Source organism: Rheinheimera texasensis, assembly GCF_964031785.1.
GTDB lineage: Bacteria > Pseudomonadota > Gammaproteobacteria > Enterobacterales > Alteromonadaceae > Pararheinheimera > Pararheinheimera texasensis_A.
On record NZ_CAXIRE010000021.1, the window covers coordinates 224,475 to 241,398 of the forward strand.

General features: G+C 51.7%; 13 protein-coding genes. All 13 read right to left on the reverse strand.

Annotated features, from left to right (window positions below; all coding sequences use genetic code 11):
* Window positions 1-315 precede the first annotated feature (315 nt).
* A complete protein-coding gene (locus tag ABNT34_RS12575) occupies window positions 316-543 on the reverse strand; it encodes a DUF2835 family protein (RefSeq protein ID WP_348732138.1) in 228 nt (75 codons plus the stop codon).
* Window positions 536-3,097 carry an aminopeptidase N gene (gene pepN, locus ABNT34_RS12580; RefSeq protein WP_348732140.1) on the reverse strand — a complete coding sequence of 854 codons (2,562 nt, stop codon included), beginning with the start codon at window positions 3,095-3,097 and terminating at the stop codon, window positions 536-538. The genes ABNT34_RS12575 and pepN overlap by 8 nt, the downstream gene beginning before the upstream one ends.
* A 54-nt stretch (window positions 3,098-3,151) precedes the next feature.
* Window positions 3,152-4,636: a Na+/H+ antiporter NhaC gene (gene nhaC, locus ABNT34_RS12585; protein ID WP_348732142.1), complete on the reverse strand. Its 1,485-nt coding sequence runs from the start codon at window positions 4,634-4,636 to the stop codon at window positions 3,152-3,154.
* Window positions 4,637-4,686: 50 nt separating this feature from the next.
* The gene (locus ABNT34_RS12590) at window positions 4,687-6,066 is read right to left on the reverse strand and encodes a sodium-dependent transporter (RefSeq protein ID WP_348732144.1); all 1,380 of its coding nucleotides are present in this window, start codon (window positions 6,064-6,066) and stop codon (window positions 4,687-4,689) included.
* 79 nt (window positions 6,067-6,145) lie between these two features.
* On the reverse strand, window positions 6,146-8,170 hold the full coding sequence (prc, locus tag ABNT34_RS12595; protein WP_348732146.1) for a carboxy terminal-processing peptidase: 2,025 nt from the start codon (window positions 8,168-8,170) through the stop codon (window positions 6,146-6,148).
* Between the two features lie 15 nt (window positions 8,171-8,185).
* Window positions 8,186-8,911 (reverse strand): RNA chaperone ProQ, encoded by a 726-nt coding sequence (gene proQ, locus ABNT34_RS12600; RefSeq protein WP_348732148.1) that lies wholly within the window; start codon window positions 8,909-8,911, stop codon window positions 8,186-8,188.
* A gap of 3 nt (window positions 8,912-8,914) precedes the next feature.
* Window positions 8,915-9,265, reverse strand: coding sequence for a hypothetical protein (locus tag ABNT34_RS12605; protein ID WP_348732150.1), 351 nt, complete (start codon window positions 9,263-9,265; stop codon window positions 8,915-8,917).
* A complete protein-coding gene (locus ABNT34_RS12610; protein WP_348732152.1) occupies window positions 9,262-9,735 on the reverse strand; it encodes a GAF domain-containing protein in 474 nt (157 codons plus the stop codon). The genes ABNT34_RS12605 and ABNT34_RS12610 overlap by 4 nt, the downstream gene beginning before the upstream one ends.
* 80 nt (window positions 9,736-9,815) lie before the next feature.
* A complete protein-coding gene (locus tag ABNT34_RS12615; RefSeq protein ID WP_348732154.1) occupies window positions 9,816-10,490 on the reverse strand; it encodes an SIMPL domain-containing protein in 675 nt (224 codons plus the stop codon).
* A gap of 67 nt (window positions 10,491-10,557) precedes the next feature.
* The gene (locus tag ABNT34_RS12620; RefSeq protein WP_348732156.1) at window positions 10,558-12,402 is read right to left on the reverse strand and encodes a M1 family metallopeptidase; all 1,845 of its coding nucleotides are present in this window, start codon (window positions 12,400-12,402) and stop codon (window positions 10,558-10,560) included.
* A gap of 91 nt (window positions 12,403-12,493) precedes the next feature.
* Entirely contained in the window at window positions 12,494-13,381 is an 888-nt protein-coding gene (locus tag ABNT34_RS12625; RefSeq protein ID WP_348732158.1) for a GGDEF domain-containing protein, read from the reverse strand.
* Between the two features lie 72 nt (window positions 13,382-13,453).
* Complete coding sequence (locus ABNT34_RS12630; RefSeq protein ID WP_348732160.1) at window positions 13,454-15,274, reverse strand: protein kinase; 1,821 nt, start codon at window positions 15,272-15,274, stop codon at window positions 13,454-13,456.
* 70 nt (window positions 15,275-15,344) lie between these two features.
* The gene (locus ABNT34_RS12635) at window positions 15,345-16,922 is read right to left on the reverse strand and encodes a dihydrolipoyllysine-residue acetyltransferase (protein ID WP_348732162.1); all 1,578 of its coding nucleotides are present in this window, start codon (window positions 16,920-16,922) and stop codon (window positions 15,345-15,347) included.
* Between the last annotated feature and the right edge of the window lie 2 nt (window positions 16,923-16,924).

Here is a 16,924-nt window from a genome sequence, read left to right on the forward strand (position 1 = left end):
TTCGATTCTCCCCCCTGTCCCTGCAGGTATATTTTGTTTTTGTAATCGGTCGCGTTGATCAACTGCTCTGATCTCTGCGCACGTAGCAGAAATAATTACATCATTTTCCGGAGGGCGCAAGGCTTCAAGTTGGGTAAATCTGTTGATTTACCTTTAGTTTTTGCCGTTTGCCTGAAGTGGTGGCAGCAACACTCCCCCCATCAGTTTAACTGAAGCTTGGGGTTGTGCTGACAAAATGCTTAACTCGCTGAATTAAAACGGCAAAAAGCAGAAAACTAGCGAACAGGTTTTAATCTATCGTTTAAAGTATTCACTCTAATTTATTTTCTGCAGCGCCTTAAACTTGCCGTTTTCGTCAGTTAACAACTCAAAACGGCCATCGAGCCCTGAATGTTGAAAATAACGGCGAAAATGCCGCAAATCGAGCTGGACGCGCAGGCCATTGTCGGCCTGCACGACCACTGCAGTGATATGTCCCTGATAAAAACTCAGCACCTGCTCTGCGCTGAGTAATAACCGGAAGCGATAAGAGCGCTCAGCCATCAAGTGCTTTGTTCAGCTTTTCACTGAGATCAGGACTCAGTTGTTGTTGCATAAGCTTTTCAAGTGCTGCACGCATCAGCGACTGCCGCTTTGGCTCAAAGCGCCGGAACGATAACAGTGGCGTCACCAGCCGCGATGCCAGCTGCGGATTGATGCTGTCGGCTTTGGCAATCACGGCGGTCAAACGCTGATATCCCTGACCGTCAGGCTGATGAAACATCACCGGGTTTTGCTGACCAAATACCGCGTATAAAGCGCGAACCCGGTTCGGGTTTTTCCAGTCAAACAAGCCGGTTTGCTCGACCTGGTTCATCAGCGCAAACACACTGTGGTCGGGAATGGAGGCAACCAGCACAGAATGTTTATCAAACAGCTGCACGTTGTCCCCATACTGTTGCAGGAATTGCTGCAGCATCTGTGTCGTCGCTGCATGCCCGGCTTTGACTAAGCCCTGCAGCACAGCCAGTTTGTCAGTCATATTGTCGGCATCGGCATATTGGCGTTGCCAGAACTGCTCTGGCGTCGCTTGCACGCGCAGCAGGTAGCGTAAAGCGGTATTACGTAGCGACCGCAGGCCAACCTGCGCCTCAGTGTACGCATAAGGTTGTGGTTGCAAGCGCTGATACAAGCTGAGCCAGTCGGCAGCAAAAAGTTTGGCTAATTGTTGCTGGTAATGCTCTAACGCCTGCAGGATAAGGTCCACCGGGATTTGTTCGTACTGCTCGGCCAGACTGTCAAAGCCGGGCAAGGTCAGCAATTCAGCAGTAAACGCTTGATCTGGCAGAGGTTGACGGATTAACTGCGCCAAAACTTCCAGCATTTGCGGCGGTACTGGCACAATGTGCTGCTGTTGCACCGACTGGCGGACCAAATCTGACCACAGCTGTTGCATCGCATCCCAGCGCGCCACACCGTCCAGAGCATGCTGACACAGATACAATAATTCTTCGGTCTGATAGGCGTAGTTCAGTTTCACCGGCGCACTGAAATCAGCCAGCAATACCGGTATCACCGGCATCACTAAGCCTGCAAAAGAAAAAGATTGCTGCGCTTTAGTGCATTGCAGAATGCCGGTTTCCACCCGGCCACTGGCGTCGTGGAATTCATAACGCAGCGGCAACAACAATGGCTGCTTCTGTGCCTGATCTGCGCTGACTGGCGTCTGTTGTTGCAGATGTAACTGCACGCCAGTCCCGGTTTGTTCAAGCTTCGCGGTCAATTCTGGCGTACCGGACTGGCTGTACCACAAACTAAACTGACCTAAATCAACCTGATTGGCATCCTGCATCGCGGCTAAGAAGTCGTCACAGGTGACAGCCTGACCGTCGTGTCGCTTGAAGTACAAATCCATACCGCGGCGAAAGCCTTGTGCACCCAGCAAGGTATGTTGCATCCGGATCACTTCAGCGCCTTTGTCATACACTGTCACGGTGTAGAAATTATTCATCTCTTCCACCACATCAGGCCGGATTGGGTGCGCCATCGGACTGGCGTCTTCGGCAAATTGGGCGGTGCGGATAGTCTTAATCGCATCAATCCGGCACAAAGTGGCGGAGCCCATCGCCGCACTGAACTGTTGGTCGCGAAATACCGTCAAGCCTTCTTTTAAACTGAGCTGAAACCAGTCGCGGCAAGTGACTCTGTTGCCAGTCCAGTTATGAAAATACTCGTGGGCGATAATACTTTCGATGTTGAAATAGTCGGTGTCAGTTGCAGTCGCGGCATCGGCCAACACATACTTACTGTTAAAGACATTTAACCCTTTGTTTTCCATCGCGCCCATATTAAAGAAATCGACAGCGACGACCATGTAGATATCGAGGTCATACTCAAGACCGTAGACTTCTTCGTCAAACCGCATCGCGCGCTTGAGCGCCTCCAGCGCAAAGGTTGCCTTAGTACCCTGACCTTTATCGACATAAAATTTCAATGCAACGTGCCGGCCGCTTTGGGTGACAAATTCGCCGCACAGTTCATCAAAATCGCCGGCGACTAAAGCAAACAAATAACAGGGTTTTGGAAATGGGTCATGCCAGCTGACGCGCACCCGACCATCAGCCAGCTGATGTTTCGCTATCAGATTGCCATTGGATAACAAAAACGGGATCGAATCATCGGCTATGATGTGGGTGGTAAACACCGCCATCACATCGGGCCGGTCCGGGTAAAAAGTGATGCGACGAAAACCTTCGGCTTCACATTGGGTGCAATAAGCACCGTTCGACAGATACAGCCCCTCTAAGGCAGAATTGGCTGCCGGGTCCAGCACTGTTCGCACTTTCAGTTCAAACTGCTCAGGTAAACCGGACAACAAAATCCCGTCGTCATTTTGAGTTTTCTGTGTCCACGCCACACCATTGACTTCCAGCGACACCAGTGTCAGTTGTTGACCATCAAGCCAAAGCGTGTCCGCTCCTGCTACAGCACGCTGCACCTGACTGACCGCCAAAACTCTGGTGGCTGTCGGATTTAGTTCAAACTCCAGTTCAATCTGACTGATCTGATAAGTTGCGCGCTGATAATCCAGGCGACGTTTGGCGATATTGGCTGACATCAATTACTCCTTTAAACAGCAGAAAAAAGCCTGCAAGTGCGCAGGCTTATCCAATCAGGCTAGCGGTCTTTCCACCACGGGCCTGAGCGTATCTGGCGGTGTTAAGCGCAGAATTTTTATGCCGAGATAAGCATAGACAATCGCCAGCAGTGGATTAATTAAGTTAAAAAATGCATAGAAGATGTAGTCGAGCGGGCTGACGCCCAGTACCCCATGCATATAGGCACCACAAGTATTCCACGGGATCAGCGCACTGGTAATAGTGCCGCCATCTTCCAGAGTCCGCGACAGATTCACCGGTGCCAGCCCGCGTTTTTCAAACTCTTCTTTGTACATGCGCCCTGGCATCACAATCGCCATATACTGGTCAGCCGCCAAAATGTTTGTGGCAATACAAGTCAGAATTGTACTGGTGATTAACGAGCCGGTACTGTGGGCCCGGCGTAAAATCGCCTGGACAAAACGGCGCAGCAGACCCGTGTGTTCAAGCACTGAACCAAACACCATCGCCGACATAATCAGCCAGACCGTATTCATCATCTTCGACATACCACCGCCGCTGAGTAGTTTGTCCAGCTCGACGTTACCGGTCTCAATGACAAAACCGCTGTGTAAGGTGGTCCAGACCACTTTTAACTGACCAAGCACCATCGGATACGCCTGGTCGGTCATTTTTTCAATCAGTGGCTGCTGAAACAACACGGCCCACAATCCACCAAGCAAAGCACCGATAAACACTGTCGGGAAAGCAGGCACTTTTTTCACCGCCATCACTAACAAAATCAGCATCGGTACCAAATGCAGCGGGGAGATATCAAAATGTTGCTGCAGGTCGTGGCTGATTTGTTCAATTTTTTCTACATTCGCTACGCCGTTGGCATTAAAACCAATCAGCACAAACAGCACAATTGCCAGAATTAAACTGGGAATAGTGGTCCATAACATATGACGGATATGTGAGAACAAATCAGAGCCGGCCACCGCCGGTGCCAGATTGGTGGTATCTGATAACGGAGAGATTTTGTCGCCGAAATATGCGCCTGACACAATGGCACCGGCAGTGATCACCGGCGACAACCCCAACCCCATCGACACGCCGATCAAAGCCACACCCACAGTGGCTGCTGTGGTCCAGGAACTGCCAATGCCCAGCGCTACGATGGCACAAAGCACACAAGTCGCGGCGTAAAACCAGCTTGGGTTTAATACCTGCAAACCATAATAAATCAGTGCCGGTACTGTGCCGGATAATAACCAGGTGCCGATTAAAGCGCCGACCGAAAACAGGATTAACACAGCACCGAGCGACAACGCGATACCGCGGATCATCGCCTGTTCCATTTCCTCCCAGCCGAAGCCGTTTTTCAGGCCAATCAGCACGGCGATGCCGGCTGCGACAAATAACGCCATTTGATTCGGACCAAAGGACGAATCGCTGCCGTACAGGTAAACCGACAAACTTAACAGAAAAATCAGCGCGCCGAGTGGTAGCAAGGCATCCAGCATGCTCGGGGCTTTGGTGGTTTTAGATGTTGTCATTCTTTGCTCTATTTATTGTTTTATTTGGCCCGTCGGGCGGGCTTTTATTTTCAGAGTACACCGGTCAGGTTCAGAAACACGGCGAGGATTGCCACCGGCGTGAACCAGCGGATACAGAACAGCCAGATACTATAAGCAACCGGCGAGGTATTCAACTCTTCACGGCTGGCATTTTGTCTGACTTTCCAGCCAGCAAAAATAGCAATCGCCAGACCGCCCAGTGGCAACATAATGTCAGAGGTCAGATGGTCAATGATTTCGAACAGGTTGTGCACTTCTTTGCCGACAAACACAAAATGCCACTGCGCCCACTCTGCACCCGCGAAACTAAACACCGTCAGCAGGCTGAGCAGCCACAACACCACGCCGGAAAACACACAAGCCTGCAGCCGGGTAAAACCTTTGGACTGGGTCAGCCAGGCCACCACAGATTCAATCATCGCAATAGTCGAGGTAAAAGCAGCAAACACCAGCATAGTGAAAAACAAGGTGCCAACAATTTGCCCCCCAGGCATCTGACCAAAAGCGACCGGCAAGGTGACAAAAATAAGCCCAGGGCCTTGTCCTGCGTCTAATTGCTGCGCGAACACAATCGGATAAATGACCATGGCGGCTATCAGCGCAACTGAGGTGTCCGCCAATGCTATCCAGATAGAAGTGCGTGCGATCGAGACTTTACCTGGCATATAAGCGCCGTAAGTGATCATCACACCAGACGCCAGGCTCAAAGTGAAAAACGCATGACCAAGCGCCATCAACATGCCGGCAACGGACAATTTGCTGAAATCCGGCGCAAACATAAAATGCAATGCCTGAGCGAAATCACCTGTGACGCCAGCATAGATGGCAAGGCCAATCAGCAGCACATATAAAGCCGGCATCATCCAGCGGATCACACGCTCCAGTCCCTGCTTCACACCCCGGGCAACCACGGCGCAGGTCAGCACTATGACAACGGTTGTCCAGAATAACAGACTGGGTAAATCAGCCGAGAACTGGCCGAACATCGCGCCGATTTGTCCGGCATCGAGGCCCTGAAAACTGTGTTGTGCCGCCTTACTGACATAAGCAAAAGCCCAACCCGCGATCACCGAGTAAAACGACAGAATTAAAAAACCACCGACCAGACCCATCCAGCCCGCGATTTGCCACAGTGGATTGACTTTGGCTTCAATCGCCAGCGCGTTCACCGACAAACCAGGGCTTTGCCGGCCACGCCGGCCAATCATCACTTCGGCCATCAGCACCGGAATGCCGATCAGCAAAATACACAGCAGGTACATCAACATAAATGCACCGCCGCCGTTTTGCCCCATGATATAAGGGAATTTCCAGATATTACCCAGCCCGACGGCAGCGCCAGTGGCGGCAATAATAAACATCAGTCGGCTGGACCATTGCTGATGGACGGCAGCTGTAGCAGTCGTCATAAGATACTCTTTTACAAAGTTGCAGATAAAACAAAGGACTGCAGGCAGTCCTTTGTTCAGGGGTTATGCTGGAAATTCGCTATTTTTTGGCGATCTTGCTGCTCATCACCAAATCTTCAGTGATCAGTACAGTTTCTTCCAATAACGGATCTAACTTCTCCAGCACTTCAGGCGCATCATCGACTGATTTCACCGGCGGAAGTTTTAACCGCGCCAGACGCTCGTTCAGCCGTTTCAGCTCACGGGCCGTTTCGCTGTCTTTTTTCGCCAGGCGTTCTTTTTCGTTGAGAGACACGGTCTTTTGGTCTTTTTCCTGGTTATAAAGCGCGATATCGTCATTGAGGTATTTAAACTCAACTTCTTCAGCGATGCGTTTCTGATGTTTGGCTTGTAACTGCGGCAATGCCACTTTGATATCCGGCGCGCTGGTGTAACTGGCTGGCGCTATTGAATCCCATGGCAACGCGTTTTCTTCTTTACTCTCGCCCCACTCGTCAGGATTAATCGGCGTCGGATAAGTAATATCCGGCACCACACCTTTGTGCTGCGTGCTGCCACCGTTGATCCGGTAGAATTTGGCAATGGTGTAGTTCAGCCCGCCAAGCTCTGCATCAAAAGTGTCGTAAATCCGGCCTAAACCGCGGTGTTGCTGCACTGTACCTTTACCAAAGGTGTGTTCACCAACGACCAGTGCCCGGCCATAATCCTGCATTGCCGCAGCGAAAATCTCAGAAGCAGAAGCACTGTAGCGGTCAACTAATACTGTCATCGGGCCGTCGTACAACGTGGAGCCGTCAGTATCGTCATTTTGCGTGATACGGCCATTGCCTTCGCGGATTTGCACCACAGGGCCGCGGTCAAAAAACAGCCCGCTCAGTGAGATGGCTTCCGGCAGAGAACCGCCGCCGTTGCCGCGCAAATCAATGACTAAAGCGTCGATTTTTTCGCCCTTCAGTTTGGTGATTTCTTTGCGGACATCTTCGGTCAGATTGTTGTAGAAACTCGGGATATTAATCACACCGACTTTTTTATCGGTCTGGTGTAATTGCGATTTAAAGACTTCACCTTTGGCGGCCCGGTCTTCCAGCCGGATTTTATCGCGGACAATTTCGATCTGCTGCGGTGTTGCGCCGGCTGTGCCGCTGGCGGCAAGCACCTGCAAGCGCACTTTGGAGCCCTTCGGCCCTTTGATCAGGTCAACCACATCGTCCAAACGCCAGCCGACGATATCAACGAATTCGTCATTACCCTGGGCAACACCGACAATTTTGTCTTTTGGTTTCAGCTTTTTCGTCAGATCAGCCGGACCACCGGGTACCAGGCTGGAAATAACAGTGTAATCGTCATCTGCTTGCAACACTGCACCAATACCTTCGAGCGACAGGTTCATTTCCTGCTGGAAACGATCGGTATTACGCGGTGATAAATAATAAGTGTGCGCTTCGATCGAACGGGCGTATGAATTCATCACCAGCTGAAACACATCTTCACTTTCTGTTTGCGCCAGACGTTTTTTCGCCGACTTGTAACGCTTGGTCAAGATATCTTTAATCTCTTCCGGCTTTTTACCGGCGAGTTTCAGATTTAACGCATCGAATTTGACGCGCTGGCGCCATAACTCATCAAGCTGCGCCTGCGTTTCTGGCCATGGCGCATCTTCGCGTTCATATTCGTAGGCATCTTTGCTATTAAAATCAAAGCCTTTATCCAGCAGCGATAAAGCGTAGTCAAAACGCTCGGCACGACGTTGCAGGCTCAGATTAAACATCTGATAAGCAAAATCAAATTGGCCTTTTGCAATAGCGTCATCAAACTGAAATTTGTACTGCTCAAAGGCCGCAACATCCGACTTGAGCATCACGTTGTGAAAATAATCCAGGCTATCCAGATACTGGTCATACACTTTGGCTGACAGCTTATCGTCAATCTGAACCGGCAGGTAATGGCCGCGGGTCAGGATAGCCGCGATGCGTTTACTGGCAGTAAAATGTTGATCTAACTGAGTCAGTTCCGGCAGCGTGACTTTCTCTGCGACCGGTGCTGCAATAGTGGCGCCACAAAACGCCAAAAACAAACCTGCGGCAATACCTGATAATTTTCTCATCGGACACTCTTTGAATTAGGCCTGAAACAGACTTCCACGCTGGGTTTTAACGATCATACCTGAGGCCAGCTGCACCACAACATCTTGTTTGGCAAGCTCAACCACAGTTGCAGCTATTGGGCTGGCGCCGAATTTAACCAACACCTTACCGCCCACCACTAACTGACCATCTTCCACGGCTTTGAGTTCAACCGGCGCTGCTTTTAATGGCTCAGCTGCAGGTTTAGATTTCAGCGTAGCGGCTTTTGCAGCTCTGTTGTTTGGTTTATGTTCCGGTTTTTTGTAAGCAGGTTTTGCAGCTTTTGGCGCATCGGCTGGTTTTCCCGCATCGCCAGCTGCTACGGCAGCGGCTTTTGCTTTTGCACGTTCCGCTTGTTGCCGGGCTTTACGAGCTTCCTGCGCCTTGGCCTTACTTTCGGCTAAAGTCGCAGCTGCGTGTTCGGCCTGCGAGGCATCAATTACGGCACCGTCAACGCCTGCCAGATCAACGCGGAATGCACCTTCCTTAACGGCTTCCAGATACCGCCAGCTACTGGTGTAAACCCGTAATGCCTGCCGTAACATGGTTTTGCTGATCAACGGATTTTCCTGCAACTTTTCTGCAAGATCCTGAAAAATACCGACTTTCAGCGGCTTTGCCGGACCAGTCAGACTAAAACACAATGGAAATTGTTCGGCCAGGAGTGCCACAACTTCTTTTACATTGTGTGGTTTGACTTGGGCTTCAACTTGACTGGTCATGGTTTAATACTCTTCTTCATCAATGACATCTTCGGCGTCGTCATCTGCGTCTTCATCATCTTCGTCGTCAGACGGCGCGCCCTGTTGTTCTATAAATTGGCGACTATGCGCAAGCGCCCAGTCGACCAGTTCGTCTTCATCTGCTTCGATCATCACTTCGCTGCCGCGCAGCTGATCCCAGATATCCCGCATCAGCCGGTCGATTAACGCGACCGAGGCATCGTCGGGAATGATTGGCCAGACCGCATGGTAAATCGCATTAATGCGGTCTGCGACCAGTTCTTCTTCGCCTTCCCAGTCACCGACATCCCGGACGTCATACAAATAATCCTGGACGGACAACCAGTCTTTCATAAGGTTTGTTCCAGACGTTGTTCCAGAGCACTGACAAGTCTGGCAAGGCCAGCCTGATCAGCGTCATCAAAACGGGCCAATGACGGGCTATCAATATCCAGCACCCCGATGATTTCACCGCGCAGGCGCAGCGGAAACACAATTTCTGAATTACTGGCAGCGTCACAGGCAATATGGCCTGGAAATTCGTGCACATCTTTCACCAGTTGCACTTCGCCAGTGGCAACAGCTGTGCCACAGACGCCTTTGCCAATGTCGATCCGCACACAAGCCGGCTTGCCCTGAAATGGGCCAAGCACCAGTTGCTGGTCTTTTAACAAATAAAAACCGGACCAGTTCAGGTCCGGCATTTCCATAAATAATAAGGCGCTGACATTAGCGAGATTGGCGATGAAATCGGTCTCGTCGGAGATTAACGCAGCGCATTGCGCCGTGAGCGTGTCATAAAAGGCTAGTTTTTCAGCAAACATCAGGTCTGAACGGGTTATTAACTCAAGGCCCCTACCATACTTGGTTTGCCCGAAAATTTAAACCATCCGCTTCACATTTCTCAGCGATTTATCAGTTCAAACTGTACCTGCAGGTCGGCACGGATCTGTTGCTGGCCAAAATTGACCGGCATCGCCTCCGCCGCCATCATCATGCCTTTGAACCGCGGCCCCGGTGCACTAGACTGTTCCAGCACCTGATTGACCTTACCGAGTTTGCGGCCACTGAGTTCGGCAAGCTGTATTGCTTTGCTTTTTGCTGCGGCAAAAGCCTGCTGCAACGCTTCGGTATAATATTGTTCGCTGTCGGCGGTTTGCAGTTCAACCGGCTGGATCTGACTGACTCCGAGCTTGGTCGCCGCTTCCAGTAAGGCCGGGTAGATTTTCAGGTCGCGGATGAGCACTGTGGTACTACGTTCAATGCGGAATTGGTCAAGTTTTTCCTCGCGTTGCTCCGGATAAATCACCAGCGGCGCATTGTTGATATCAGTAGCTTTAATCTGGTGTTGCTGCAAAATTGCGGCAAACGCGGCGCTTTGTTGGTCAACCAGCTTTTTGCCGGCCGCGACATCGGCCTGTTGGGCTGAGAACACCAGCGTCAGCCGCGCTTGTGTCGGTGTCACTGCGACGGCACCACTGCCGTTGACCAATACATAATCCGTTTCAGCGGCTTCGGCAGCACCAACAACACAAAAGCTCTGTAAAGCGCCAAGTAATAACAACGTAGGGTATTTCATCAAAATCTCCTTGTTAAACACCGCAACAGCTTAACAGAGCCCGAAGTCAACAGACTGTGACCAAATGTCAAAGTCCAAGCCGGTCCAGTTGTTGCTGCGCCAGCGGATGATAGCCGGGTCTGGCTTCGCGATAGACCTGTGCGGCCCAGCTGCGCCACTGCGGATTGGCTTTGAGCTCTGTATAAAGTGGTGTAATAAATTTCTGCCGGCCCACACTCAGTAAAAACTGGCGCAGTGGCTGAATAATCTGCTGATGATTCAGCGGGATCACCAGTTTGGCCCAGGCAGTGAAAATCTCTGCATTACTGCTTTGAGACAGCGAAAACGCCATCTCCAGCTCGCTGAGCTGTTGTGGACTCAGCTGGCGCGGCAATTGTTCAATAAAATGTAGCCACTCGTGTACGGACCAATGATTAGTGGCAAGCAGACTCAGGCTGGTTTCGCCGCGCAGCCATTGCTGCTGGCTTGCATTGATACGGCGAAAAGCATCGGACGCCGGCAGCTGAATTTCATCGGTCAGACCAGGCTGATGTAACCACTGTGACAGCGATGCCGCACTAAAACTCTGGTCTTGATTCAGCTCTTCGGAAAAAAACCGCACAAATGTCGCAGAATCTATCGATTGAAAGGCGAATTTGGCAAAATAACGCTGCAAAAACGCGTCAAATTTATCCTGTCCAAAATGTTGCGCCAACGTAGTCAGCAGCAATTGGCCTTTGACATAAGGCACCTGATGAAAAGCATCGTCCGGGTCCCGCCCGCTAAAATCAGGCTGCAGCCGCGTGTCAGCCGGCGGTAATTGCTTTAAACGCTCACGCAGCGCCTGCACGTTCAGCAGCAATTCCATGTCGGCGCGATTTTGGCCGTACACCTGCTGCATAATGCGGTTTTCGACATAGTTGGTGAAACCTTCATTCAGCCAGACATCGTTCCAGCTGGCGTTGGTGACCAGATTACCGCTCCATGAGTGTGCCAGCTCATGCGCCACCAGACTAATCAAACTTTTGTCGCCGGTGATAATAGTCGGCGTGACAAAAGACAACCTTGGGTTTTCCATGCCGCCAAACGGGAAGCTCGACGGCAACACCAGCAAGTCATAACGCTTCCACGGATACTGACCAAACAAGCGATTGGCAGCGTCCATCATTTTCTGGGTGTCAGCAAACTCGACACTGGCTTTATCCAACCAGATTTTCTCGGCGTACACACCGGTATCCGCCGACATCGCTTTAAAATGCAGGTCGCCTACCGCCAGCGCAATCAGATAAGACGGCACCGGTTGCGGCATATCAAAACGGTAGTGGCCATCTCGCTTGGTATTGGCGCTGTTGTCTGCGCTCATCACTGCCAGTAGTCCGGGTGAAGTCTGGACCTGTGCCTGATAAGTGATGCGATTGGCCGGTGTGTCCTGCAGCGGCAACCAGCTGCGGGCATGAATAGGTTGAGATTGTGAAAATAAAAATGGCTGCTTCTTCTCGCTGGTCTGGTCGGCGGTCAACCATTGCAGGCCACTGGCCTGCGGTGTGGTTTGGTAATACACCCGGACCGCTTGTGTGTCTGGCTGCAGCTGAATAGTCAGCGGCTGGCCTTTTAGTCTATCTGCAATGCTCAGCAGATAAGGCGTATTCTGCCAGTGCACGCCGTCTCGGCTGGCAGTCACTGCGGTTATTTTCAGATGGCGGGTGTCCAATATCAGGCGTTGTACCGTCGGATCGAGGCGCTCCAGCCGGTGCTCAACATAACCGGTCAGTTGTTGCCGGGTGAAGTCCACGGCCAGATCAAGCACCAGATGACGACTACGCACCTGTTTAAAATTGGCAAAACTATGTGGGTCCGGTGCCTGTAACGGCGTCACGGCGCCTGCGCTGCCACACAGCCAATACAACAGCAACAACCAACTTTTTCTGACCATGGCAGGACTCAAGACTCTTTTTAGCAATGCACCAGCATGTTAACTGCTATCGGATTGAAATCAAAGGTTTAGCTATTAGTCCGCCAAGCCTTTAATACATCCGCACGCAATTACGTCCCTGCGCTTTGGCCTGATATAAGGCATGATCAGCCGCTGCGGTCAGCTCATCCATGCGCTGCAGTTGCAGGGAGAATTCCGCAATACCGATGCAAGTCGTGACTTGGCCGCCATTAAGCGCCGGACACTGCCAGTCGGCAATTTTGACGCGGATGCGCTCTGCCAGCGCCACCGCGGAATGGGCGTTGGTATCGGGCAATAACGCGATAAATTCTTCGCCGCCAATGCGGCCGAAATCATCGGGTTTACGCAACTCAGACTGCACTTTGCTGGCGAAGCCTTGCAGCACCTGGTCGCCAGTGGCGTGGCCATACTGATCATTCACTTGTTTAAAGTGATCGAGGTCAAACAGCAGAATACTGAAATCCTGCTGATAACGACGGGCTTTTTTTAAGTGCAGTTCGGCAATTTCGAGGATGCGACGGCGGTTAAAACACTGGGTGAGCGGGTCATGATCTGCCAGATTCTGTAACTGCCGCTGCAGTTCTTTTAATTTACTGATATCAGCCGCGACCAGACCTGTCGCAAACAGCTCGCCTTGTTGGTTGGTGATGGGAAATTTCAGCGACAAAAACTCTTTTTCAACGCCATCGACTTCCACGCGTTCTTCGACGCTAATCGCCACTGCAGATTGCTGCGCCAAAATATCTGCCCGGCGAAATTGCAACGCGGTTTCCGCCGGAAACAACTCCGCATCGGTTTTGCCAATAAAATCTGTCACGGGACGGCTGAACAAACGGCCATATTGCTGATTCACATACAAATAATGGCCATCCAAATCCTTGGCGCCTATCACTGCACCTGAATGGTCGGCAATAGCCTGCAGGATCGCGATTTGCTGTTTTACTACCGAAGAGTCCACTCCAAGCTCCAGCCTGTTACTCCATCTGTCAAACAATAGCAAATCCACGGGCAGCTGCAGCTTATTTTAACTTTATCTTATATTCGGATTTACCGGGTATACCAAAGGCGGTTGCACCAGCTGATGACTGAACTTGCGGGTGTCTTTATGCGGCAGCTTCATAAAACCGCCGACACCTTCGCCGCGGATCAGCGGAATTTTCCGCACGATATTTGCCAGTAACAAAGCAAACTGCGGCTCTGCATCCGGGTCCAGCAAATGGAAATAGCTGTGGATTTTCATATAAAAGCTGGTGACTTCAAAGATAATACAACCGGTATGACGAATCAGGTTCAGCTGCGCCAGGTCGTCCATGATAGCGTCCGGCAGCGTCAGCTGCTCATCGGGGTCTTTACCATCTTCAAAATAAGAATGTTGTTTGCTGCTAAGCTCAGCGTTACTGACCGCTTTGACTTCATAAGGGATGGTTAAACCCGAAGGAATGGCGAACGCATCTTCAGCATGGTCGCGGGCCAGGTGGATGGTCTGGCGTGCATCAAACAAACAAGCCTTAAAGGTCCCCACTTTCGCGATGGCCCGCGCCAGCGTCACCACATTGTTTAATGCCAGCGTAAATGCATCGGTCAGCTGCTGTTGATACAAATGAAAATGGCAGTCGATATACACTCCCTGAGCTTGCCAGTGAATAGCTAAACCGCCGACCACCGGATAACGGCCAAGCCGGCTCACCGCGGCAACAAAAGCTTTTTCAGTTTCGCCCATGCCTTCGAGGTAGTTTTTGTAATAACGCTCCAGCTGCACGTCATCGATGTACTGAATGCCATCTTCTTCGCTGTGTTCACGCAAAAAGGATTTGCGCGATGAATAGACCACAGTGTCCAGCTCACGGCTTTGTTGATTGATACCAAATGGCAGCAAGGGGTTATCGTCCAGTATCTCAATGGGCGGCAGCACCAGATGCACCAGTCGTGGCATGGCTTTGAGGAAATAGTCACCGGCCTGGGCTCTGAGCTGCGGATCATCGGCCAGCAGGCTGTCGAGGATAGTGGCAAATTCATTCGGCAGGCCTAAACTTCGCGCCGGAATGGCTTTGCGACCAAAACGACAACTTTGCCCGGACGCCAGCGCATACAAAGTACCCGCCACGCCCTGCTCGTCAAAACGTGGGCTGGACAGCGCGCCGGCGCGTTGCTCAGCACCGATAAAATACACATCGCCAAGCCGCGCATTGGAATGTTGCAAATCGGCAGACATCAGACTCATCACGTTATTACCCAGATAGTTGCCCTGCTCGTCGGTCTGCGCAAACACAGAACTGCCCCAGTCAACCAAGCTGATTTGGCCGCTCACTTCGTCATACACCAGATTGGATGGTTTGATGTCGCCATGCACTATCGGGCAGGCATCGCCGTCTTTTTGATGGCTGCGCAGAAACTTCAGCAAACTGGCGAGCTGTGCGGCAATATCAATAATCAGCCGCACTGGTAAGCGGCCGTGACGCAGACTGTACTGCTCTAAATCAATGCCGCGCGCCCGGCCCATCATCAGAATGCCTTGTTTTTTCACCAGCTGATAAGTGATGTAACGCGGCACATTCGGGTGCTGGATTTGCGACAGCATGTAGGCCTCGTCGGCCAGCCGCTCCTGAATATGCTGCGGCAGATTAACCCGGGAGAATTTAAACACACATTGCTCACCGGCTTTATCGAGCCCGGCAAAAGCAAAACCATAAGCGCCTTTCCCCACAAGTTCGATGTCGCGATACCCGAGTTTACGCAGCTCGTCCATACAAAGCGCCACCCAGTCTTTGAGCTTTTTCGCGTCGTTGGCGTTGAGCAGGTAAATCGACTGCTCTTCCGGGATATAAAAGTTACGTAGTTGGTGTTTGTACATCGCCAAAACAAAAAAGCCCCTAATGGGGCTTTTTTAACAGGTTTTCACGCGGTTAGATAGTTCTAGCCTATCAACGCATCGCCACCAGCATGGCAGACGGCTCTTCCAGATACTTCTTCCACAGATTGGTGAAACGCGCGATAGTGCCGCCGTCAATGACCCGGTGATCGCCCGACCAACTAACCTGCATGATGGAGCGCGCTACCACATGGCCTTTGCTGTCAAAACGCGGCAGCTGCTGCACTTTACCCAAAGCCACAATCGCCACTTCCGGTTTATTGATAATCGGCGTCGCGACTGTCCCGCCGATAGCGCCGATATTGGAAATGGTGATAGTGCCGCCCTTTAAATCGGCCGGACTGACGCGGCCTTCGCGCGCCAAATCAGTGAGCCGCGTTAAATCCTGTGCAATTTCAACAATAGATTTACGCTGGCAATCTTTGACGTTCGGCACCAACAAACCAACTTTGGAATCGACCGCAATCCCGATGTTATGCTCGTCAAAATAAGTCAGCGCGGTGCAATCTGCGTTGACCTGACTGTTTAAGATTGGGAACTCGTTCAGCGCCAGTGACATCGCTTTCATAAAAAACGGCATCATAGTCAGCTTGACGCCTTGTTTAGCGAGGCCGTCTTTGAGGCTTAAACGCAGCGCAATCAGCTCGGTCAGGTCAATCTCTTCGCAATAGGTAAAATGCGGAATAGTCGCGACAGATTCGGCCATTTGCCGCGCCATCGCGGCTTTAATGCCCTTAATTGGCTCAACCCGGCGGCTGGTACTACAACTGCTGGCTGCCGGCGCAGCTTCGCGTGTCACAACAGCGCATGCTGGAGTGGCTACCGCTGCTGTGGCACCTGACACAAACGCCTGCACATCTTGTTTAAACACCCGGCCTTTAGGGCCAGTGCCCGGTACGCGGTGGATGTCAACGCTGAGTTCACGGGCAAGGCGGCGTACGGCCGGACTTGCCAGTGCTTTATGGCCAACCGGCAGGCTGGTCGCCACTGCCGATACCACAGCTGCTACTGGCGCAGCGGCCGGCACGCTCGCCTGAACCGCTGCTGGCGCACTGACGTGCGCAGAGCCCGGTGTAGCCGCGGCAAGCGCTGCATCCATTTCAATGGCAAACAGCGGTGCATGCACTTTGGAGATATGGCCTTTGGCCGTATACAGCTTCACCACTTTACCCGGATGTTTGGCCGGGATTTGCACTAAGGCTTTGTCGGTCATCACATCACAGACCGGTTGATCTTCGGCGATGATATCGCCTTCCTTCACCAGCCAGTCGACAACTTCACATTCAACAATGCCTTCGCCAATATCCGGCAGAATAAAATCTTCCACCACTTTACCGCCGACAGCCACTGGCGCAACCGGCGCGGCAACCACAGGGGCATCACCGGCGGCGACATCGACAATCATTTCAAACAACGGCGCATGCACTTTGGCGATATCGCCTTTGGCGTAATAGAGTTTGCTGACGACGCCGTTGTAGACCGCCGGAATTTGTACCAGCGCTTTGTCAGTCATCACGTCGCAAATCGGCTGATCTTCGACAATACGGTCGCCTTCTTTCACCAGCCAGTCGACCAGTTCACATTCGACGATGCCTTCACCAATGTCCGGCAGGATAAAATCTTTTTTCATCG